The sequence below is a fragment of the Mycobacterium sp. genome (assembly GCF_039583805.1).
Lineage (GTDB): Bacteria > Actinomycetota > Actinomycetes > Mycobacteriales > Mycobacteriaceae > Mycobacterium.
Genome location: NZ_JAVKSH010000004.1, coordinates 19,146 through 39,956, shown reverse-complemented (window position 1 = coordinate 39,956; position 20,811 = coordinate 19,146). Strand labels below are relative to the sequence as shown.

18 protein-coding genes and 1 pseudogene are annotated in these 20,811 nt (G+C 68.2%); 13 read left to right on the top strand and 6 right to left on the bottom strand.

Going from position 1 to position 20,811, the window contains the following annotated elements; genetic code table 11:
* Positions 1 to 254 precede the first annotated feature (254 nt).
* Positions 255 to 1,802: a PPE family protein gene (locus ABDW21_RS00950; protein ID WP_343600932.1), complete on the top strand. Its 1,548-nt coding sequence runs from the start codon at positions 255 to 257 to the stop codon at positions 1,800 to 1,802.
* Here the strand turns inward: ABDW21_RS00950 and ABDW21_RS00945 are convergent.
* Entirely contained in the window at positions 1,782 to 2,759 is a 978-nt protein-coding gene (locus ABDW21_RS00945; protein WP_343600933.1) for a quinone oxidoreductase, read from the bottom strand. The two genes, ABDW21_RS00950 and ABDW21_RS00945, sit on opposite strands and share 21 nt — an antisense overlap.
* Positions 2,760 to 2,790: 31 nt before the next feature.
* Between ABDW21_RS00945 and ABDW21_RS00940 the strand changes: the two genes are divergently transcribed.
* A complete protein-coding gene (locus ABDW21_RS00940) occupies positions 2,791 to 3,441 on the top strand; it encodes a hypothetical protein (RefSeq protein WP_343600934.1) in 651 nt (216 codons plus the stop codon).
* Here ABDW21_RS00940 and ABDW21_RS00935 read toward each other — a convergent pair.
* The 4 genes from ABDW21_RS00935 to mptB form a co-directional block, all read right to left on the bottom strand.
* Positions 3,397 to 4,356: a heme A synthase gene (locus ABDW21_RS00935; RefSeq protein WP_343600935.1), complete on the bottom strand. Its 960-nt coding sequence runs from the start codon at positions 4,354 to 4,356 to the stop codon at positions 3,397 to 3,399. The two genes, ABDW21_RS00940 and ABDW21_RS00935, sit on opposite strands and share 45 nt — an antisense overlap.
* Positions 4,357 to 4,471: 115 nt before the next feature.
* Positions 4,472 to 5,248 carry an ABC transporter permease gene (locus ABDW21_RS00930; RefSeq protein WP_343600936.1) on the bottom strand — a complete coding sequence of 259 codons (777 nt, stop codon included), beginning with the start codon at positions 5,246 to 5,248 and terminating at the stop codon, positions 4,472 to 4,474.
* Positions 5,245 to 6,165 (bottom strand): ABC transporter ATP-binding protein, encoded by a 921-nt coding sequence (locus ABDW21_RS00925; RefSeq protein WP_343600938.1) that lies wholly within the window; start codon positions 6,163 to 6,165, stop codon positions 5,245 to 5,247. The genes ABDW21_RS00930 and ABDW21_RS00925 overlap by 4 nt, the downstream gene beginning before the upstream one ends.
* Complete coding sequence (mptB, locus tag ABDW21_RS00920; protein WP_343709949.1) at positions 6,095 to 7,891, bottom strand: polyprenol phosphomannose-dependent alpha 1,6 mannosyltransferase MptB; 1,797 nt, start codon at positions 7,889 to 7,891, stop codon at positions 6,095 to 6,097. Before mptB ends, ABDW21_RS00925 begins: the two co-directional genes overlap by 71 nt.
* A 39-nt stretch (positions 7,892 to 7,930) precedes the next feature.
* On the opposite strand from mptB, the gene ABDW21_RS00915 reads away from it, so the two are divergent.
* From ABDW21_RS00915 to ABDW21_RS00885, 7 genes are read left to right on the top strand one after another with little or no spacing between them, the layout of a single operon-like run.
* Positions 7,931 to 8,710, top strand: a complete 780-nt coding sequence (locus tag ABDW21_RS00915) for a metalloregulator ArsR/SmtB family transcription factor (RefSeq protein ID WP_343600681.1) — start codon at positions 7,931 to 7,933, stop codon at positions 8,708 to 8,710.
* 27 nt (positions 8,711 to 8,737) lie between these two features.
* Positions 8,738 to 13,543, top strand: a complete 4,806-nt coding sequence (gene sufB, locus ABDW21_RS00910) for a Fe-S cluster assembly protein SufB (RefSeq protein ID WP_343600680.1) — start codon at positions 8,738 to 8,740, stop codon at positions 13,541 to 13,543.
* Positions 13,544 to 13,551: 8 nt separating this feature from the next.
* The gene (gene sufD, locus ABDW21_RS00905; RefSeq protein WP_343600688.1) at positions 13,552 to 14,748 is read left to right on the top strand and encodes a Fe-S cluster assembly protein SufD; all 1,197 of its coding nucleotides are present in this window, start codon (positions 13,552 to 13,554) and stop codon (positions 14,746 to 14,748) included.
* Positions 14,745 to 15,548, top strand: coding sequence for a Fe-S cluster assembly ATPase SufC (sufC, locus tag ABDW21_RS00900; RefSeq protein WP_343600679.1), 804 nt, complete (start codon positions 14,745 to 14,747; stop codon positions 15,546 to 15,548). The genes sufD and sufC overlap by 4 nt, the downstream gene beginning before the upstream one ends.
* 2 nt (positions 15,549 to 15,550) lie before the next feature.
* Positions 15,551 to 16,813 carry a cysteine desulfurase gene (locus ABDW21_RS00895; RefSeq protein WP_343600678.1) on the top strand — a complete coding sequence of 421 codons (1,263 nt, stop codon included), beginning with the start codon at positions 15,551 to 15,553 and terminating at the stop codon, positions 16,811 to 16,813.
* A gap of 3 nt (positions 16,814 to 16,816) precedes the next feature.
* Positions 16,817 to 17,293: a Fe-S cluster assembly sulfur transfer protein SufU gene (gene sufU / locus ABDW21_RS00890; RefSeq protein WP_343600677.1), complete on the top strand. Its 477-nt coding sequence runs from the start codon at positions 16,817 to 16,819 to the stop codon at positions 17,291 to 17,293.
* Complete coding sequence (locus tag ABDW21_RS00885) at positions 17,290 to 17,637, top strand: metal-sulfur cluster assembly factor (protein ID WP_343600676.1); 348 nt, start codon at positions 17,290 to 17,292, stop codon at positions 17,635 to 17,637. Before sufU ends, ABDW21_RS00885 begins: the two co-directional genes overlap by 4 nt.
* 497 nt (positions 17,638 to 18,134) lie before the next feature.
* Here ABDW21_RS00885 and ABDW21_RS00880 read toward each other — a convergent pair.
* Positions 18,135 to 18,278: pseudogene (locus tag ABDW21_RS00880) on the bottom strand (VapC toxin family PIN domain ribonuclease); the annotation flags it as partial.
* Here ABDW21_RS00880 and ABDW21_RS00875 point away from each other — a divergent pair.
* From ABDW21_RS00875 to ABDW21_RS00860, 4 genes are all read left to right on the top strand, one after another.
* Positions 18,253 to 18,504: a hypothetical protein gene (locus tag ABDW21_RS00875; protein ID WP_343600689.1), complete on the top strand. Its 252-nt coding sequence runs from the start codon at positions 18,253 to 18,255 to the stop codon at positions 18,502 to 18,504. The pseudogene ABDW21_RS00880 and the gene ABDW21_RS00875 sit on opposite strands and share 26 nt — an antisense overlap.
* 134 nt (positions 18,505 to 18,638) lie before the next feature.
* Entirely contained in the window at positions 18,639 to 19,469 is an 831-nt protein-coding gene (locus tag ABDW21_RS00870; protein WP_343709948.1) for an MBL fold metallo-hydrolase, read from the top strand.
* A gap of 44 nt (positions 19,470 to 19,513) precedes the next feature.
* Positions 19,514 to 19,870, top strand: a complete 357-nt coding sequence (gene trxA, locus ABDW21_RS00865) for a thioredoxin (protein WP_343600674.1) — start codon at positions 19,514 to 19,516, stop codon at positions 19,868 to 19,870.
* A 44-nt stretch (positions 19,871 to 19,914) separates the two neighbouring features.
* A complete protein-coding gene (locus ABDW21_RS00860) occupies positions 19,915 to 20,718 on the top strand; it encodes an enoyl-CoA hydratase (protein ID WP_343600687.1) in 804 nt (267 codons plus the stop codon).
* Positions 20,719 to 20,811 lie beyond the last annotated feature (93 nt).

The following is a 20,811-nucleotide window of genomic DNA, read 5'->3' as shown; positions in this document are numbered from 1 at the left end:
TCATTTCGGTTGCGTCGCAACGGATGGGGCGCCGCGCAGCTGCGCGGATGTCCGGCTCTGGAGACCTCGACAAGTTAGCTTAGCCAATGCTAACCTTCGGCGGATTGGCGCTACACTGCGGAAGGGGACGGCAGAAGCATGGACCACTGCGTCAGCGGGGTGCGTGCGGCTCGGACCCGGGCGGCTGAGCCCGGCGCCGGTTATGCACGACGCGATGCCGCGGCGTCCCGGTATCTGATGGTCGGCGGCCGACGATGACGGCGCCGGTCTGGATGGCGGTGCCGCCGGAGGTGCATTCGGCGTTGTTGAGCAGCGGTCCGGGGCCCGGACCGCTGGCGGCGGCAGCAGGGGCGTGGAATTCGTTGAGTGCCGAATACTCGTCGGCGGCGCAGGAACTGGGCGCGGTTGTGGCGGCGGTGCAGGCCGGGGCGTGGCAGGGATCCGGCGCGGACTCGTATGGGGCCGCGCACGCGCCGTATCTGGCGTGGTTGATGCAGGCCAGTGTCGACAGCGCGGCGGCAGCCGCCCAGCTCGACACCGCGGCCGCGGCCTACGCCAGCGCGTTGGCGGCCATGCCGACCCTGGCCGAGTTGGCTGCCAATCACGCTGTCCATGCGGCGTTGGTTGCGACGAATTTCTTCGGCATCAACACGATTCCGATCGCGCTCAATGAGGCGGACTATGTCCGGATGTGGGTCCAGGCCGCAACGACAATGGCGGCCTACCAGGCTGTGTCGGGCACCGCGGTGGCGTCAACGCCGCAGACCACCCCGGCGCCGCAGATCCAGAAGGCCGCGGGCTCTACCGCGGCTCAGACCGACGCGCAGGCACTGGCCGCCCAGCCCGTGAGCTTCGACACAGTGCTGGCTTACCTGCAGCAGTTAGGAATTTCGAACCAAACCGCTTATGCGTTCGGGATCGACAACATATATGACTTCCTGACCAATCCGGTGGGCTACACCGAGACGCACTTGATCAGCAGACTCCTGACGGATCCGTTGTCGTTGCTGGTGAACCCGCTTTATGTGTTTTTCGACGGCGACGAGGTGTTCTTCCCGCTCGGCTATGCGTTTCTCCCGTCTACCGCCGGCGCCCTGGCGCTGGCCCCCGCCGCGTCCGCGGGCGCGTTTGTCGGGCTGGCCGGTGTGGCCACCGCAGAGCCCGCCCTGGGGCCGGTGCCAGCGCCTGCGTCGGCACCTGCGCCGACTGCACCCGGTATGTTGCCGGCCGCCGGAATGGGCTCGACTGTGCCGGTGCCCGGCGCGGCCCCTGCGACGTCCCCCGCGCCCCCGCCCGCCCCCGCCCCGGCCCCTGCCGGTGCGGCACCGGCCCCGCCACCGGCCGCCGGCGGCGGCTTTTTCCCGCCCTATGCGGTGGGGCCGCCGGGAATCGGGTTCGGCTCGGGGATGAGCACCGGCGCGCATTCCAGCGCCAAACGGAAGGCGCCGGAGCCCGACGCCGCGGCGGTGGCAGCCGCAGCGGCCGCGCGGCACGAGACGCGGACGCGGCGGCGCCGGCGGGTGAAGCTGCGCGATCACGGCGATGAGTTCGCGGATATGGACGTCACCGTCGACCCGGTGGGGGGCGCGCCGTCCGGCGCCGGGCCGCAGGTGTCGGGCAACGGGGCGGGGCCGTTGGGTGTCGTCGGCACGGCGCGCAACCCGGCCGGCGAGCAGGCAGCGGGGTTGGCCACGCTGGTCTGCGATAAGTTCGGCGGCGGCCCGACGATGCCGATGGTGCCGGGCAGTTGGAGCGCTGAGCGCCCCGCGGACTCCAACGGTTCACGGCACCAACACAATTGAGCCGACGGTCTTTCGGCCTTGCAGGTCGCGGTGCGCCTGTGCGGCCTCGGTGAGCGGGTAGCGTGCGCTCACCGTCACACCGATCGATCCCGCTTCGATCGCATCGAACAATTCCGTTGCACGCCAATCTAATTCCTGGGCGGTGCGGGTGAAATGGACCAGTGCCGGCCGGGTCAAATACACCGAGCCGGCAGCGTTGAGCCGCTGCGGGTCCACCGGCGCGACCGGTCCGCTCGCCGCACCGAACAACGCCAACGTCCCGCGCACGGCCAGGCTGGCCAGGCTGGCGTCGAACGTGGCCGCGCCGACGCCGTCGTACACCGCGGCAACCCCTGCGCCGCCGGTGAGGTCGCGAATTCGGTTGCCGAAGCCCTCGGGATCGTCTCCGGGGTAGTCCAGCACGTCGGTGGCGCCGGCTTGCCGGGACAACTCCGCCTTGGCCGGAGTCGACACCGTCGTGATCACCCGCACGCCTCGGCTCGTCGCCCACTGCGTCACGATCAGACCGACGCCGCCGGCGCCGGCATGCACCAGCACGGCATCGCCGGGCTGCACCGGATAGACCGAGGTCAGCAGGTAGTGCGCCGTCAACCCCTTGAGCAACGCGGCGGCCGCCACGTCGAAATCCAGCGCCGGCGGTAGCTGAGCAACGGATTGTGCTGGCGCGGTGCAGAATTCGGCATACGCACCGGAAGCCGCGGCGGTCACCACCCGATCGCCGACGCGCGGCGACGCGACACCGTCGCCGGTCTCGGCCACCGTCCCGGCCACCTCCATCCCGGCCACGAACGGCAGGGTGCGCGGATACAGCCCGGACCGGAAGTAGGTGTCGATGAAGTTGACGCCGATCGCCTCGGCTTCGATCAGCACCTCACCCGGACCGGGGGAGGGCTGTGGTTTGTCGACACGGTGCAGGACTTCCGGCCCGCCGGTTTCTTTGATCTCGATCGCGTCCATGGTGACTATCATCGCCAGGCGTGGAGTCCGCATGAAGTTGGCCCGGCCCGACATTCGTCATCCGCGTATCGCGCTGGCAGGCCCCGGCCGGGACGCCGGGGTGGTTGCCGCACTTCGCAACCGCGGGTTGCACGCCCACCCGGTGCGCTGGGACGACCCGGACACCCTGCGCTGCGACCTGGTGATCCTGCGTGAGATCACCGACTACGCCGACCGCGTTGGGGAATTCCTGGCCTGGTCGCGGCGGGTGCCCAAGCTGCTCAACGCCCCCGATGTCATTGCCTGGAACACCGATCGGCGATACCTGCGCGACCTGGACCACGCCGGTGTGCCGACCGCGTCGCGCGCCGGGAGCACCACAGCGTTGATTTTCGTCGGCGGCAGGCAGTCGCATGCCGTGGCCGCCTCGACCGCGATCGACGCCGACTTCGAGCTGTGGGACATCGGGCACCGGGCGCTTCAGGCCGCCGCACAGTGCGTCGGCATCGGCGCCGACGAGCTGCTCTACGCCCGCGCCGACGTCGGCGATGACGCGCGGTTGGCCGGGCTGGACCTGGTGGCGCCGTCGCTGGGCTGGCGTGTGCTCGACGACACCGCGCGCGAGGCCGCCCAGCGTCTCTTCGCGGTGGCAGTGCAGTCAGCCCTGGACCGGCTCGGACTGGGTCCGCTGCGACGCCCATAACGCCGCCGTGGCCGCGGTGCACAACGCGGCGCCGCCGACATGCAGCGCCACCAGCGCCGCCGGCACCCCGGTGTGGAACTGCACGACCCCCACCAGCGCCTGCCCGCACACCAGCAGCACCAGCACACCCAGGCGCGCCAGCACCGGCCTGGGCGCCTGCACGGCCAGCAGCCCGAAACCCAGGCCGACCAGCAGCGACAGGTAGGCCACCAGCAGCGACGAGTGCAGATGCACCAGCGTCGTGATCGCGACCTGCAGCCGTGGCACCGTCCGCACCGCGCTGGTGTCGCCGGCGTGCGGACCGGCCGCGGTGACCAGGGTGCCGGTCACCAGCACCGCGGCCAGGGTGACCGCGCTGAGCAGCGTGAGCGCGCGCAATGGTGTGACCACGACATGGCTGACGACCCCGGCCCCGTCATAATCGGGTTCACCGATTTTGACGTAGAGCAGCACCGCCAGCCACACCATCGTCATCGACGTCAGCAGGTGGATAGCCACCGTCCACCACAGCAAGCCGGTGAGCACGCTGATGCCGCCGATCACCGCCTGAACCACCGTCGAGACGGGCATCAGCCAGGCGTAGACGAGCACTTCGGCACGTCGGCGGGCCCGGGTCACCGCCAGCACCGCGGCCACCGCAGCGATCACCACCGCGAAGGTGATCATGCGGTTGCCGAACTCGACCGCCTGGTGGATGCGGGGCACCTCGGCGACCGCGACCGGGGTGAAGCTGCCCGGGAAGCACTGCGGCCAGGTGGGGCAGCCCAGGCCCGACGCGGTGACCCGGACGATCGCGCCGGTGACGGCGATGCCGGCTTGGGTTAGGACGACGAGCGCGGCGATGACGCGTTGGGCGCGCAGGCTGGGCGCGGGCAGCAGGTCCACCGCGCGCTGTAGCCACCGTCGAAGGTGCATCGACCGATGGTAGGTCACAGCCAACTACACGTCGTAGTACGGTCCGCCGTCGTTGAGATTGCAGCCAGGGCTGTCGTTCGGAAACCACGACCCTGGCTGCAATCTCGACGCCGACTCAGGTGAAGCGAAACCAGCGCAGCGCCGCGATCGCGCCCAGGCCGGTCCAAACGGCCAGCACGATGACACCGATCCCGTCGAGCGAGACGCTCAACGCCTGGGACAGCGCCTCGGTGAGCGCCCCGGCCGGGGTGAGCCGCGCGACCCACCGCAGCGCGGTGGGGACCATGGTCGTCTCCAGCGTCAGCGCGCCCAACCCGGCGAAGACGAACCACAACAGGTTGGCCACCGCCAGCACGATCTCGGCGCGCAGCGTGCCGCCCAGCAGCAGGCCCAGCGCGGCGAACGCGGCAGTTCCCAGCGCGATGATCAGCGCACCCAACGCTAGACCCGCCGGGTTGGGACGCCAGCCCAGCCCAAAACCGATGGCGCCCAGAATAACTGCCTGCAGGAACACCACCGCCACCACCGCCAGAGACTTGCCGGTGACGATGCCCCACACCGGCAGCGCGGTGGCGCCCAGCCGCTTGAGCGCGCCGTAGCGGCGGTCGAACGCTACCGCGATGGCCTGGCCGGTGAACGCGGTGGAGATGACCGCCAGCGCCATGATCACCGGGACGAACGTGGCGGCGCGGTCGTCGCCGAACGACCCGAGCGGCAGCAGCGTCAACCCCACCAGCAGCGTGATCGGGATGAACATGGTCAGCAGCAGCTGTTCGCCGTTGCGCAGCAGCAGCTTCAGTTCCAGGTCGAACTGCGCTGCCAGCATCCGCGAGACGGCGTTGGGGCGTGGGTTCGGCGTGAACGTGCCGGCCGGGAAACCCGATCCGCTCATGACCGCAACTCCCGTCCGGTCAGGTCCAAGAACACGTCTTCGAGGCTGCGCTGCTCGACCCGCATGTCGGTGGCCAGCACGTCGATCTGCGCACACCATGCCGTCACCGCCGCCAGCACCTGCGGGTCGACCGGGCCTTCCACCAGATACTCGCCCGGCACCACCTCGCCGGCCCGGTAATCCTCCGGCAGGGCCGAGACGAGCAGCGACAGGTCGAGCCGGGGCGGCGCGCTGAACCGCAGTTGGTCCTTGGCGCCGCTGCGCATCAGCTCCGCGGGCGTTCCGGCGGCGACGGTCACGCCGTGGTCGATGATGACCAGCCGGTCGGCGAGTTCCTCGGCCTCCTTGAGCTGGTGGGTGGTCAGCACCACGGTGACGCCGTCGCGGCGCAGCGCGTCGATCAACTCCCAGACCACCAGGCGCGCGTGGGCATCCATGCCGGCGGTGGGCTCGTCGAGAAACACCAGTTCGGGTCGGCCGACCAGGGCGCAGGCCAGCGCCAGCCGCTGCTGCTGCCCGCCGGAGAGGCGCCGGTAGGTGGTGCGGGCGGCGTCGGTGAGCCCCAACGTGGCCAGCAGCCAGTCGGGGTCGATCGGGTCGGCGGCGTAGGCGGCCACCAGGTTGAGCATCTCGCCGGCGCGGGCCGCCGGGTAGCCGCCGCCGCCCTGCAACATCACCCCGATGCGTGGCCGCAGCTGCGCGTTGTCGGCGATGGGGTCCAGCCCGAGCACCTCGATGGTGCCGGCGTCCGGGCGGACGAAGCCCTCGCACATCTCCACCGTCGTCGTCTTGCCCGCGCCGTTGGGGCCCAGCAGCGCGAACACCTCGGCGGCCTGCACGTTCAGGTCAAGGTCGGCGACGGCTTTCACGGCGGACGGGCCCGACCCGTACCGCTTGCACACCCCGCGCAGCCGCACGCGGGTCGTCGACGAATTCACGAGGTTCAGCGTAAGCGCCGGGCAGCGCAGCGGGTTGGCCGGTCGTGGTGGCCGACACCACATCTAGCGTCACCGCGTCGTGGAGCAGCTCGCGCCCGGCGGCCGGCAGCGCCCGCCACGGCAGGCGCCTGGAGGTGACCCCGATCAGCACCAGTACGACGATCGTGCTGGCCACGGTGGCATCGATGATCTGGAACAGGGCGAAGCGGTCACCGTTGGCCGTCGGGCCGAAGACGCCGACCACGATGGTCACGCCGATCGCCGCGATCCGGAAGCTGGGCCGGGTCGCCCACGCCGCCAGGGGGATCACGGCCCACAACACGTACCAAGGCTGAACGACGGGGAACAGCAGCACGGTGACACCCAGCGCGACACCCAGACCGCCGACCGGGTGCAGCCGGCCACGGAACACCAACAGCAGCAGCCAGCACACCATGACCGCGATGATCAGCACCCCGATGCCACGGGTCAGCGACAGCACCGCGGTGGTGTGGTCGCCCAGGCCCAACAGAATGCCCGCCTGCCCGGCGCCCAACGCGAGCAGTGTCGGCGGCGACATCCAGCTGCGCACCACGTTGGCGGTGCCCAGCGTGAAGATCCAGCCGAAACCGAGTCCGCTGGCCCAGCCGACGACGGCCATGACCGCCAGCGACAGGCCGCCCATCAGCCCGCCGGCCAGCACGAGCGCCCTCAGGGTGCCGCCCCAGCGACGGGCCAGGGCCATCGCGACGAAGCCCAGCGCCACGAGCGAGGGCAATTTCACCTGCGCGGACAGCGTGATCAGCACCGAACCCGCCAGCAGCAGGCCCAGCGGCGCCCAGTCCCGCCGGCGGGTGGGGTCCCGGGGCAGCAGGGTGCGGGTCGCCCCCGGCGTACCCAGGCCGCGCAGCGCGACTTCGGTGCCGGTCAGCATCAGGCCGAGCATCAGTGCCTCGTTGTGGATGCCGGCGACCAGATGCATGATCAGCAGCGGATTGGCGGCGCCCAACCACAGCGCGCTGACCTCGGCGACCCCGCAGCGCCGCGCCAGCCGCGGGGTGGCCCAGACGATCAGGCCGACCCCGAACAGCACCACCAGCCGGTGGCACAGCACGGCGGCGACGATGTTCTCCCCGGTCAGCTCCGAGACGCCGCGGCCGAGCCACAGGAACAGCGGACCGTAGGGCGCCGGAGTTTCGCGCCACAGGCTGGGCACCGAGAGGGTGAAGACGTGGTCGAGCCCCAACGCGCGGGCCGGGCCCACCGTGTAGGGGTCGAGTCCCAGTCGGCAGATCTGGCTCTGCGCCAGGTAGGAGTAGACGTCCTTGCTGTACATCGGCGGCGCCGCCAGCAGCGGCAGCATCCACAACAGCAGGGTGCGGTCCAACTCTCCGCGCGACATCCGCCGCTCACCCAGCGCGAACCGGCCGAGCATCAGCCAGGCCAGCGCCATCATCACCGCGCCGGTGGTGGTCATCGTCAGCGACACCGTCTGGATCCGCGACGGCAGGTTGAGCAGCCGAACCCCGAAGGTGGGATCCTGGATCACCGGCCGCGCCCCGGCGCCCAGCGCGCCGATCGCCATCAGCACCGTGCCGGTGGCACCGAACAGCCGGGTGCGGCGCACCGCGACCAGCTCGCGATCGTCGAGCGGCCGGCCGACCGGTTGTTCGTCACCGTGCAAGCGGGCGATCGACGAACTCAGGGTGTGCTGGCCGGTCGCCATCAGTGCAGCGTAACCGCATCTCGGGGACCTGTTGCCCGGGTGCGGCTGGACCCGTCGGCGGAATTGCGTCACACTGGTGTTGTGAAAATCCGGGCCGCAGTTGATCCCGCAGCGGCGCACGACGGCCACACCCGGGGAGCGGTCGTGCGGCTGCTGCTCGAGTCCGGGCCGATCACCGCCGGCCAGGTCGGCGCCCGGCTGGGCCTGTCTGCCGCCGGCGTGCGGCGCCACCTGGACGCGCTGATCGACGCCGGTGAGGCGGAAGCGGTTCCGGCGGCGCCCTGGCAGCAGGTCGGACGGGGCCGGCCGGCCAAGCGTTACCGGCTGACCGCCGCAGGGCGCGCCACGCTGGACCACAGCTACGACGACCTGGCGTCGGCGGCGATGCGTCAACTCCGTGAAATCGGTGGGGAAGAGGCGGTCCGCAGCTTCGCCCGGCAGCGCATCGACGCGATCCTGTCCGGTGTCGAGGCGGCCGATTCGGATATCGAAGCCACTGCCGAGCAGATTGCCGGCGCGCTGAGCAAGGCCGGCTACGTCGCGACGACCACGCGGGTGGGCGGGCCGATTCACGGGGTGCAGATCTGCCAGCATCACTGTCCGGTATCGCATGTCGCCGAGGAGTTTCCCGAGTTGTGTGAAACCGAGCAGCAGGCCATGGCCGAGGTGCTCGGGACCCACGTGCAGCGGCTGGCGACCATCGTCAACGGTGACTGCGCGTGCACCACCCACGTCCCGCTGACGACGGCTGAGAAGCCGCTGACCCTTCGACGCCCAGCCCGCGTCGAAGCCACCACGAGCAAGCAAGGAGCGTCGTAGATGACGACTAGCCCTGAGGTTCAGAAAATGGCCGAACCGCTCACCCAGGACGAGGCGATCGCCTCGTTGGGTCGCTACGGCTACGGCTGGGCCGACTCCGACATCGCGGGCGCTAGCGCCCAGCGCGGGCTTTCCGAGGCGGTGGTCCGTGACATCTCGGCCAAGAAGAACGAGCCGGAGTGGATGCTGGAGACCCGGCTCAAGGCGCTGCGGATCTTCGGCCGCAAGCCGATGCCGACGTGGGGGTCGGACCTGCAGGGCATCGACTTCGACAACATCAAATACTTCGTGCGCTCCACCGAGAAGCAGGCCGCGACGTGGGATGATTTGCCCGAAGATATTCGGAATACCTACGACAGGCTGGGAATTCCCGAAGCCGAGAAGCAGCGGCTGGTTGGTGGAGTGGCGGCACAATACGAGTGCTTGGCCGGCGACACCTTGGTGTGGACGGCCGATCGTGGTCAAATCCCGATCAAGGAAATCGAATCCGGCGATCGGGTCTTCGCCTATGACGAAGCTGCTGAGCGGTTCGTGGTTGCGCCCGTGAAGGCGTCGGCGCAGACCGACACCCGGCTGACCTACGCGGTCAAGACGACACGGCGCGGCATCCGCGCAACCGACAACCACCCGATGCTGGTCTTGCGCGACGAGCGCAGGGAAGGCCGGCAGCGCGCCCGGTATGCCCGTCGTTGGGTCACGGTGGGTGAGCTCCAGCCCGGCGACTTCATCGCGGTGCCGCGGGCTCTCCCGGATGTCGGTGTCGCGGCCGAACTTCCAAGCGTTACCGGGCTCGCAACTTTTGCGACGAGTTCCGTCGACTTGATGTGGTTGCTGGGTCTGTACGTGGGCGATGGCAACCTGCACCTCTCGACAAAGACCTATCGCGTTCAATTCGCCATTCCCGCAACAGATGTCGAATTGCGGACCGAGCTCGCCCGCGTCGTCAGGGAATTATTCGGGCTGCGTTGCATCGAAGCGGATGAGTACTGCGTAGTGGTGAATTCCAAGGCGTTGACCGAATGGATTGTCGCGTCGGGCTTCGGCGGTGTCTCCTTGACCAAGCGGGTGCCGGACTGGGTTTACGGTTTGCCGGTCGACCAACGGTTGGCCTTCCTCGGTGGTTGGGTGGACGCCGACGGGTATGTGGGCCCGGACAAGAGCGGTTCGGTCTTGTTGACCTGCGCAAACGAGCCCCTGATCGGCCAGGCCCGTGAACTGGTGGAGCTGTCCGGACTACGGGCAGGCGGCCCATGGTCGTTCACCCAGCCATATCGGCATGCGCCCGAGCGTACTCAGATCGCTTGGCGGCTCGGTATTTCGGGTGACTTCGAGCGACTCGGCTGTCGCAACCCAAAGCGGACGGACCGCTACGGCCGCCGCCGCTACATGCACTCGTCCAATAGTTCGCACGGCACGACGATCCGGGTCCACTGCAACGACTGGCTCGGCTTCGAGCGGGTCAAGTCCATCGAACCGTATGCCGTGGAGCCGGTGTACGACATCGAGGTCGACGGCCCGCACAACTTCGTCGCCGAAGGCCTGGTGGTACACAACTCCGAGGTGGTGTACCACCAGATTAGGGAAGACCTTGAGTCCCAAGGGGTTATCTTCCTGGACACCGACACCGGTTTGCGGGAGCACCCTGATGTTTTCCAGGAATATTTCGGAACGGTAATTCCAGCTGGTGATAATAAGTTTTCTGCATTGAATACTGCTGTGTGGAGTGGGGGCTGCTTGACGGCGGATGCGCGTATCAATGTCAAGGGCAAGGGTTTGGTCAGCATCGCCGACATCCAGCCGGGCGATGAAGTGTTCGGCGCGAACGTCGGTCGTGAACTCGAGCGCGGCAAGGTGCTGGCTAAAATCGCCAGCGGCACCAAGCCGGTGTACGAAATGCACGTCGCAGGTCGGACTCTCGAAGCGACTGGGAACCACCGATTCTTGGTGGCACGGAGAGTCCAGGACGGTAAGCACACCCGCTGGACGGCCGTTTGGGCGCCCCTCGAGGAGATTGAGCCCGGCGAGCCAATTGCGATCGCCCGGGGTCTGCCCGACGACGGTGGAGCGATCTTCTTCCCGGAGCCGGAGCCTTACATCAAGAACCACTCGCGGCAGCAGCTGGAGTTCCCCCACAGAAACGAGGTTGATCTGTTGTGGCTCTTCGGTTTGTGGCTGGGCGATGGTCACACCGCCGCGCCGCATAAGCACACGCGACAGATGCCCTCTTCGGTACCGGTCGTCTCCTTTTCGGTACCGGTCGCCGATCCGGCGCACGACGTTGCCGTTCGGATTGTCACCGAAAAGTTCGGCGCCCAAGTAACTAAGGTGAAATGCGGCTTCACCGTGAGTTCCAAGGCGTTCGGAACATGGCTTGAAGAGCTCGGATTCTTTGGGCATGCGTCAACAAAGCGGCTTCCTACTTGGGTCTACAGCCTGCCCCACGAGCATCAACTAGCGCTGCTTGGGGGACTGATTGACGCGGATGGTTGGACCGAAAACGACGGTGCCACGATGTCGATCGAACTCGCTAATCGTGGGCTTCTCGAAGATGTCAGGCAGCTGGCGATCGGATGCGGTCTGTACGCCGACGGCAAGCTCTTTGAGCGGACAAGGACAGTGACATTCCGGGATGGTCATACGGTCACAAGCACACATTGGCGGCTCCGGATTCACGGCAGCCTGGATCGCGTGGGGACTCGTGACCCCGTCAAGCGAGGGAAGCAGGCTAGTAAGGGCCGCGGAAAGCGGTATGTCGCCGCGACGGGACTCAACTTCTCGTCGCTTACTACCGACACGGTCGGCTTCGCCATCTTGGCGAGCAAGACACCGGTCGGCAGCAAGCCAACCTTTGATATTCAAGTCGTCGGGCTGGAGAACTTTGTCGCTAATGGCATCGTGGCCCACAACAGCTTCATATATGTGCCGCCCGGCGTGCACGTCGACATCCCGCTGCAGGCATACTTCCGGATCAACACCGAGAACATGGGCCAGTTCGAGCGGACGCTGATCATCGCCGACGAGGGCGCCTACGTGCACTACGTCGAGGGCTGCCTGCCCGCCGGAGAGCTCATCACTACAGCTCACGGGGACTTGCGGCCCGTCGAGTCGATCCACGTCGGTGACCATGTCATCGGCCATGACGGGCGGCCGCACCGGGTGACGGCGGTGCAAATGCGCGACCTCAACGGCGAGCTCTTCAGCTTCACGTCGATGTCGCCCGCGAACAAGTTCTCCGTCACGGCGGAACATCCGTTGCTCGTCGTTCCACGTGCGGAGGTGCGTGTCAAGCGCAACGAGCGCAGCGGGTGGAAGGCAGAAGTCGACGGCGCCAAGCTGCGTCGTACCGAGCCGCGATGGATCGCTGCCAAAGATGTGGCCGAGGGCGACTTCCTGATCTACCCCAAGCCCAAGCCGATTCCGCATAAGACCGTGCTTCCTCTGGAATTCGCCCGACTGGCGGGCTACTACCTGGCCGAAGGTCACGCCTGCCTGACGAATGGTTGTGAGTCGCTGATCTTCTCGTTCCACAGCAATGAATTCGAGTACGTCGAGGAGGTCCGCCAAGCGTGCAAGTCGCTGTATGACAAGTTGGGCTCGGTACTGATCGAGGAGCACAAGCACTCCGCAGGCGTCACCATCTACACCAAGGCGGGCTACGCGGCGATGCGTGACAACGTCGGCATTGGATCGTCGACCAAGAAACTGTCGGAACTCTTGATGCGGCAAGACGAGACGTTCCTGCGGGAGTTGGTCGACGCGTATGTCAGCGGGCACGGCAACATCACCCGGCGCGGCGGTGCGCTGTGGAAGCGCGTACATACGGCGTCGCGGGTTTGGGCGTTTCAGCTGCAGTCGATTCTGGCGCGGCTCGGTCACTACGCGACCGTCGAACTGCGCCGCCCGGGTGGACCGGGGGTGGTTCAGGGCCGCGACATCGTTCGCGAGGATCTGTACCAGGTCCAGTGGACCGAGGGTGGCCACGGGCCGAAGCAGGTTCGCGATTGCGGAGACTATTTCGCCGTGCCGATCAAGAAGCGGGCTGTGCGTGAGGCGCACGAACCGGTGTACAACCTCGATGTCGAGGAGCCCGACAGCTATCTCGCGTACGGCTTTGCGCTGCACAACTGCACCGCTCCCGTTTACAAGTCGGATTCGCTGCACTCGGCGGTGGTGGAGATCGTCGTCAAGCCGCACGCCCGCGTGCGTTACACCACCATCCAGAACTGGTCGAACAACGTCTACAACCTGGTCACCAAGCGGGCCCGCGCCGAGGCCGGCGCCACCATGGAGTGGGTCGACGGCAACATCGGCTCCAAGGTCACCATGAAGTACCCGGCGGTGTGGATGACCGGCGAACACGCCAAGGGCGAGGTGCTCTCGGTGGCGTTCGCCGGCGAGGGCCAGCACCAGGACACCGGCGCCAAGATGCTGCACCTGGCGCCCAACACGTCGAGCAACATCGTGTCCAAGTCGGTGGCCCGCGGCGGCGGCCGCACCTCATACCGCGGCCTGGTCCAGGTGAACAAGGGTGCGCACGGGTCGCGCTCCAGCGTGAAATGCGATGCGCTGCTGGTCGATACGATCAGTCGCAGCGACACCTACCCCTACGTCGACATCCGCGAGGACGACGTCACGATGGGGCATGAGGCCACCGTGTCGAAGGTCGGCGACGACCAATTGTTCTACCTGATGAGCCGCGGGCTCACCGAGGACGAGGCGATGGCGATGGTGGTGCGCGGGTTCGTCGAGCCGATCGCCAAGGAGCTGCCCATGGAGTACGCCCTGGAGCTCAACCGGCTGATCGAGCTGCAGATGGAAGGCTCTGTCGGCTAGTGACGGACTTGACTGACGCGGCCCCGGGTTCGGCCCTGGCCGCTGCCAACAAGGGCGAATTGTTCGCGTCGTTCGACGTCGACGCGTTCGAGGTTCCGCGCGGTCGCGACGAGCTCTGGCGGTTCACACCGTTGCGCCGGCTGCGCGGCCTGCACGACGGCTCGGCCGGGCCTGTCGGGACGGCCAAGCTCACCGTCAGCGAGCGACCCGGCGTGCGGGTCGAGCAGGTCCGGCGCGGCGACGACCGGCTTGGCAACGCCGGGGCGCCCACCGACCGCGTTGCGGCCCAAGCGTTTTCGTCGTTCGATTCGGCGACAGTGGTCACCGTTGCCCGCGACACGCAGATCGCCGACCCCATCGACATCGCGATCGAAGGCCCGGGCCCGGGCGCGGTCGCCTACGGGCACCTGCAGGTGCGGGCCGGGGAGCTCGCCGAAGCCGTGGTCGTCATCGACAACCGGGGTAGCGGAACTTACGCCGACAACGTCGAGTTCGTCGTCGACGACGCTGCCCGGCTCACCGTGGTGTGGATCGCCGACTGGGCCGACGACGCGGTCCACCTGTCCGCGCACCACGCCCGGCTGGGCAAGGACGCCGTGCTGCGGCACGTCGCGGTCGAGCTCGGTGGCGAGCTGGTGCGCATGACGGCGACCGTCCGCTTCGCCGCCCCCGGCGGGGACGCCGAGCTGCTCGGGCTGTACTTCGCCGACGACGGCCAGCACCTCGAGTCCCGGTTACTGATCGACCATGCTCACCCCGACTGCACGTCCACCGTGCTGTACAAGGGTGCGCTACAGGGCGATCCGGAGTCAGACCTGCCCGACGCCCACACCGTCTGGGTGGGAGATGTGCTGATCCGCAGCGCAGCGACCGGCACCAGCACGTTCGAGACCAACCGCAATCTGGTGCTCACCGACGGCGCGCGCGCCGACTCGGTGCCCAATCTCGAGATCGAGACCGGCGAGATCGCCGGCGCGGGGCACGCCAGCGCCACCGGCCGTTTCGACGACGAGCAGCTGTTCTACCTGCGCGCCCGCGGAATCCCCGAGGACGTCGCGCGGCGGCTGGTGGTGCGCGGCTTCTTCGGCGAAGTCATCACCAAGATCGCGGTACCGCAGGTGCGCAAGCGCCTCACCCGGGCTGTCGAACATGAACTTGCCATCACAGAAAAGACCGCCACGACAGGAAAGACCGACGTCTCATGACCATTCTGGACATCAAGGACCTGCACGTCAGCGTCACGGACCCGTCCGACAACGATCGGGAGATCCGTATTCTCAACGGCGTCAACCTGACGGTGCGCTCGGGCGAAACCCATGCGGTGATGGGGCCCAACGGATCCGGCAAGTCCACCTTGTCCTATGCCATCGCCGGGCATCCCAAATACCGCGTGACGTCGGGCTCCATCGAACTCGACGGGCGCGACGTGCTCGCCATGAGTGTCGACGAGCGGGCCCGGGCCGGACTGTTCCTGGCCATGCAATACCCGGTCGAAGTGCCCGGGGTGTCGATGTCGAACTTCCTGCGCTCGGCGGCCACCGCCGTCCGGGGCGAGGCGCCCAAGTTGCGGCACTGGGTCAAAGAGGTCCGCTCGGCGATGGATGCGCTCGGCATCGACGCCGCGTTCGCGGAGCGCAGTGTCAACGAAGGGTTCTCCGGCGGCGAGAAGAAGCGGCACGAAATCCTGCAGCTGGGCATGCTGAAACCGAAGATCGCCATCCTCGACGAGACCGACTCCGGCCTGGACATCGACGCGCTGCGGGTGGTCAGCGACGGGGTCAACCGCTACGCCGAGGCCGGCTGGAACGATAGCACCGGCCAGCCGGTGCGGGCCGGCGTTCTGCTCATCACGCACTACACCCGCATCCTGCGGTACATCCGCCCTCAGTTCGTGCACGTGTTCGTCGGCGGGCGGATCATCGAATCCGGCGGGCCGGAGCTGGCCGACGAGCTCGAAGAGAGCGGTTACGAGCGGTTCGTGCAAGCCGCGCCGACGGGAGCCTGACCATGACGACGTCGGTCCGCGCCCCGGCGACGCTCGACCTGGCCGCGATCCGGGCCGACTTCCCGATCCTGCACCGCGTGATGCGGGGCGGAAAACGGTTGGCCTACTTGGATTCCGGGGCCACCTCGCAGCGCCCGACGCAGGTCCTGGACGCCGAGCGGGAGTTTCTGACCACGTCCTACGGCGCGGTGCACCGCGGCGCGCACCAGCTGATGGAGGAGTCCACCGACGCCTACGAGCAGGGCCGGGCCGACATCGCCGCGTTCGTCGGCGCCGGCACCGACGAGCTGGTGTTCACCAAGAACGCCACCGAGTCGCTGAACCTGGTGTCGTATGTGCTGGGCGACAACCGCTTTGAACGGAGCCTGCGCCCGGGTGACGTCGTCGTCACCACGGAGCTGGAACATCACGCCAACCTGATCCCATGGCAGGAGCTGGCCCGGCGGACCGGGGCAGCCCTGCGCTGGTACGGCGTCACCGACGACGGCCGCATCGACCTGGACTCGCTGCAGCTCGACGAGCGCGTCAAAGTCGTCGCGTTCACCCACCACTCCAACGTGACCGGCGCGCTGACCCCGATGGAGGAGCTGGTGGCCCGGGCCGACGCGGTGGGCGCGCTGACCGTGTTGGACGCCTGCCAGTCGGTGCCCCACCAGCGGGTCGACCTCAACGAGCTTGGGGTCGACTTCGCCGCGTTCTCCGGTCATAAAATGTTGGGCCCCAACGGGATCGGCGTGCTCTACGGTCGTCGCGAGCTGTTGGCGGCGATGCCACCGTTTCTCACCGGCGGGTCGATGATCGAGACGGTGACCATGCAGAGCAGCACCTACGCGCCGGCGCCGCAGCGGTTCGAGGCCGGCACCCCGATGACCTCCCAGGTGGTCGGGCTGGCCGCCGCCACGCGCTATCTGGGCGGCATCGGCATGGCGGCCGTCGAGGCCCACGAACACGAGCTGGTCGCCGCGGCAATCGACGGGTTGTCCGGCATCGGCGGTGTGCGGATCGTCGGGCCGGCGTCGACAGCCGGCCGGGGGTCCCCGGTGTCGTTCGTCGTCGAGGGTGTGCACGCGCACGACGTCGGGCAGGTGCTCGACGACGAGGGCGTCGCGGTGCGGGTCGGGCACCACTGCGCGTTGCCGCTGCACCGCAGGTTCGGTGTGCCGGCCACCGTCCGGGCGTCGTTCGCGGTGTACAACACCCTCGACGAGGTGGACCGCCTGGTGGCCGGGGTGCGCCGCGCCGTGGACTTCTTCGCGGGAGCCTGAACGGTGCGCTTGGAGCAGATCTACCAAGAGGTGATCCTCGACCACTACAAACATCCGCAGCACCGCGGGCTGCGGGAGCCGTTCGATGCGCAGGTGCATCACGTCAACCCGGTGTGCGGGGACGAGATCACGCTGCGGGTCGCGTTGTCCGGCGACGGCGAGCGCATCGCCGACGTCTCCTACGACGGACAGGGGTGCTCGATCAGCCAGGCGGCGACGTCGGTGCTCACCGAGCGGGTGATCGGCCGCAGCGTCGTGCAGGCGCTGAAGACCGTCGATGCGTTCACCGAGATGGTGTCCTCGCGTGGCCTCGTCGCCGGTGACGAGGAGGTGTTGGGCGACGGCGTCGCGTTCGCCGGCGTCGCCCGGTATCCGGCCCGGGTCAAATGTGCGTTGCTCGGGTGGATGGCGTTCAAGGATGCGCTGGTGCAGGCCGACGGGCTGCAGTGTGCCGGACACACGAATGGAGGAGCACAATGAGCGAGATGACCACTCCGCACGACGAGTTGCTCGCCGAGGTTGACGAGGCGATGCACGACGTCATCGACCCCGAACTCGGCATCAACGTCGTGGATCTGGGGCTGCTGTACGGCTTGGAGGTCGGCCACGGCGAGGAGGGCCCGGCCGCTCAACTGGACATGACGCTGACCTCGCCGGCCTGTCCGCTGCAGGACGTCATCGAGGAACAGGCCCGTAACGCGCTGGTGGCCAGCGGCCTGGTGAGCGAGCTCACGGTGAACTGGGTGTGGAACCCGCCGTGGGGCCCGGACAAGATCACCGACGACGGGCGAGAGCAGCTGCGGGCGCTGGGCTTCACGGTCTGAATCACCGCCCGACCGCGAGCGGATGAGCGCTGTCGACCGCAACCAGCTCGACGCGCGTGTCGACGTCGAACTCGACGCCCGCGGAGGCATCGACGACCGGGTTCGCGCTTCGTCGGCGGCGCGCGATTCGGCGAGGGTGTCGCCCGACTTGGCTCACATTGGTGCATATCGTGGGGCGGCCACGTCGCGTTGGTCACACCTGCCACAGGTGTCGCTGCGCCGGTCGGCACCCGAGGTGCCCGGCTCACTCGACGATTGCGCAAAAGCCCTGGTCGGCGCCCGCGTCGAGCAGAGCTATTCGTCGAGTGTGCGGTTTGCTACGCCAGCGCCGGCGTGTCGCGTAGGAAACCGCACACTCGACAGATTTTCAGGTGCTCACACCGGGGCGCAGCCCCTTGAACGCTCCGAGCGACAGGTGTGGCGGCGCGGTGCCGCGACGGAGGTTGTCGCGCAGAGGCGGGCACGGAGCACATCGCTTCCCGCGCCGCATTCCGGAATGAGTGGCCGATCTCAAGGCGCGTGATGGTGCTGATCCGAACCAAGCCGCGTTCGATGCGCTCCACCCAGGCTTGCGCATCAGCGGATTCTGCAAGGCGGGTGTACGCGGACTTGTCGATGAGCCAGGGGGTGTTCGGGGGCATTCAGGGTGAGCACCTGGGGGTCGTCAAGATCCTTCGCTGCATCGGCGGCTCGACGGAGATCCTCTACCGTGATCTTGTCGGCGCCCGCGGTGGAACGCTCAGACTCGAACCTGCGCCGAAGATATTCATTGCGCGACAAACCAAGCGATGCCGCGACAGCGTCGATGCGGGCTACCGCCGCGTCCGACAGTCCTCGGATGAGCACATTCGCCACGCAAACCCCTGATATCACTGATATCAGTATAGGGACGGCAGCCCGCGACAGACGGCCGATCCGCTCGTTGTCGCGACGAAGCTCACCTGCACGGGGTCGACCCTGCGCGGGATCGATCCTGCACGGGGTCGGCCTAGTGTGGTGACATGTTCTGGCTGTGTAGAACCTGCGGGGTGGAACACCAGACCGCCACGCACGTCTGCGCGATCTGCGCCGACGAACGCCAGTGGGTGCCGCGCGAGGGTCAGCAGTGGGCGACGCTCGCACAGCTGGCCGGTGAGGGGATGCGGTCGACGGTGACCGTCGTCGAGGACGGTCTGCTCGGCATCGGCAGCTCGCCGGCGTTGGGCATCGGTCAGCTCGGAAAGTTGGTGTGCGGCAACGACGGTGACGACGGCAGCGACGGCAACGTGCTGTGGGATCCGCCGGGCTTCCTCGACGACGCGGCGGTGGCCGCGGTCCGCGAGCGCGGGCCGGTGATCGCCGTCGTCGCCAGCCACCCGCATATGTACGGCGCCCAGGTGGAGTGGAGCCGCCGTCTCGGCGGCGTCCCGGTCTACGTCAACGCCGCGGACGCGCAGTGGGTGATGCGGCCCGACCCGGTGATCCAGCAGTGGTCGGGCAGCGTCGAGCTGACTTCGCAGCTGTCGGTGGTTCAGGTCGGCGGCCATTTCCCCGGCAGCGCCGTCGCGTGCTGGAGCGCGGGCGCCGACGGGCGCGGCGTGCTGCTGGTCGGCGACACCGTCTTCCCCAACCCCGATCGCCGCACGGTCGGGTTCTTGCGCAGCTACCCCAACCGGCTGCCGCTGTCCGCCGCGGTGGTCCAGCGCATGGCCGACACCCTGGCGCCGCTGCGGTTCGACCGCGTCTACGGTCTGTTCGACAACGCCATCGACACCGACGCCCACGCTGCGGTTCAGCGATCGGCCGCTCGCCACAGTGCGTGGGTCCGCGGCGACTACGACCACCTGACCTGATCCTGTCCGGGAACATCGCGGCAGCGCACGTCGTTGGGCCAAACGTGGCCACCCGTGACATCACCGCTGAGCAGTTCACCGAGACCATCACCGGAAACGACATCGTCCTGGTCGACTTCTGGGCGTCGTGGTGCGGCCCGTGCCGCGCGTTCGCCCCGACGTTCGCCGCGTCGGCGGACAAGCATCCCGACATCGTGCACGCCAAGGTCGACACCGAAGCCGAGCAGCAACTGGCCGCGGCCGCCCAGATCCGGTCCATCCCGACGCTGATGGCGTTCAAGAAGGGTCATCTGGTGTTCAACCAGGCCGGCGCGCTGCCGCCGGCCGCGTTGGACGACCTGGTGCAGCAAGTCCGCAATTTCGACATCGACGCCGTTGTGGCCGCACGCGAACAGGACTGACACCGCCGCGTCGCCGCCCACCCGTTACGGTTGCGCGGGTGAACATGGTTCTCGTCGAACATCCGCGGCCCGCGGTCGCGCTGATCACCCTCAACCGGCCGGAGCGGATGAACTCGATGGCGTTCGACGTCATGGTGCCGCTCAAAAACGCCCTGCAGGACATCACCTACGACAACTCGGTGCGGGCGGTTGTGCTGACCGGGGCCGGCCGGGGTTTTTCGTCGGGTGCCGACCACAAGTCCGCGGGGGAGGTGCCGCACGTCGCGGGGCTCACCCGGCCGACGTCTGCGTTGCGTTCCATGGAGATTCTCGACGACGTCATCCTGGCGCTGCGTCGGCTGCACCAGCCGGTCATCGCGGCGGTCAACGGCGCGGCGATCGGCGGTGGGCTGTGCCTGGCGCTGGCCTGCGACATCCGCGTCGCGGCGGCCGGGGCCTATTTCCGGGCCGCCGGCATCAACAACGGGCTGACGGCCAGCGAGCTGGGCCTGAGCTACCTGCTGCCGCGGGCCGTCGGGTCGTCGCGGGCCTTCGAGATCATGCTCACCGGGCGCGACGTCGACGCCGGCGAAGCCGAGCGGATCGGGCTGGTGTCGGCGCAGGTGCCCGCAGACCAACTGCTGGACACCTGCTATGCGATGGCCGAGCGAATCGCCGCGTTCTCCCGGCCGGGCATCGAGTTGACCAAGCGCACACTGTGGAGCGGGCTCGATGCCGCTAGCCTGGAGGCGCACATGCAGGCCGAGGGCTTGGGCCAGCTGTTTGTCCGTCTGCTCACCGCCAACTTCGAAGAGGCGGTCGCCGCGCGCGCCGAGAAGCGGCCGCCGGCGTTCACCGACGACACGTAACGAGGGAGGCAGCGCGTGATCACCGCAACGGACCTGGAGGTCCGCGCCGGCGCACGCACGCTGATCGGCGCCAACGGGGGAGGCGCCAACGGG